The organism is Vibrio sp. 1457, assembly GCF_033340195.1.
GTDB classification, from domain to species: Bacteria; Pseudomonadota; Gammaproteobacteria; order Enterobacterales; family Vibrionaceae; genus Vibrio; species Vibrio alginolyticus.
Genome location: NZ_JAWOWA010000153.1, coordinates 1 through 1,030, shown reverse-complemented (window position 1 = coordinate 1,030; position 1,030 = coordinate 1). Strand labels below are relative to the sequence as shown.

The window sequence follows — 1,030 nt, the reverse complement described above, 5'->3', positions numbered from 1 at the left end:
GCCGAAATTGGGCGACAATTTGCCGTTTTTGCTCGGGGATGAAGACCATCACCGGACGCAGCGGCAAGGCAGCTGCGTATGTGCCGGGGCGGATCAGTACCTGCGTGACGTAGCCATTGCTTGGTGCGCGAATGACAGTCTGCTCAAGATTATATTTTGCTTCAGTAAGTTGCGCTCTTAAGCTCACAATCTGCGATTGCTCGCCGTTAACCATACTGTCGAGCTGGCTCTGGATCTGCGCCTGCTCCGCCACCGAGCCTTTCACCAGCGCATCCTGCGCGAGGAAATTTTGCCGCGCATCGTCGATGTCACGTTCCGAGAACGGATTCACCGCCGCCTGGCTGCCTTTCAGGTAACGTTGATAATTTTTAAACAGACGGTCGCGCTCCGCTGAAACCTGGGTGGTGTTGGCCTGCGCTTCTGTGAGCTGCGCGCGCAGAGTCTTTATATTATGCGTCGCCGTCATCAGGTCAGCCTGAAGTCTGTCAACTCGCGCCTGGTAACGAACCGGGTCGAGCTTAAAAAGCACCTCGCCCTTTTGAATAAGCTGATTATTCTTGTCAGTGACTTCAGTAACAATTCCCGTCACCTGTGGCGTGATAGGGATCGCTATCACTGCCTTTTGCGCGGTAAAAGTGTAAGGGTGGTTGTAGTTCATCAACAAAATCAAACCACTCACCAGAAACACGCCACCCAGCGCCGCCGCCGCCAGCGTCCACTGATTCACCGGAATACGAAAGATTTTAAAGACCGCCCACGCCAGCGCCACGTAAGTTAAAACAATCAATAGATCCATAATTAGATCTCCGGGAACGTGGAATAGTCAGTCTTTTTCTCGGCGGCGAGTTGATGCTCCAGCCGGGAAATTCGGTCAGAAAGTGCGGCGATTTCCGGGTCAGTCGCTTTCTCCTGCGACGCAACATGTGACTGCATACCCCAGCCACGCTCCGGTTGATAGAGCGTCGCCCAGATCCACAGAAACGGCCAGATAACATGCAGAGTAAACAGGCTCACCCAGCCCGCCGTATGA

Annotated in this window: 2 protein-coding genes; both read right to left on the bottom strand. The window is 53.9% G+C overall.

Annotation, left to right across the window (positions count from 1 at the left end):
- On the bottom strand, positions 1-796 hold a 796-nt coding region (locus tag R7Z41_RS24490; RefSeq protein WP_318141703.1), incomplete at its 3' end, for an HlyD family secretion protein.
- 2 nt (positions 797-798) lie between these two features.
- On the bottom strand, positions 799-1,030 hold a 232-nt coding region (locus R7Z41_RS24485; RefSeq protein WP_318141702.1), incomplete at its 5' end, for a DUF3302 domain-containing protein.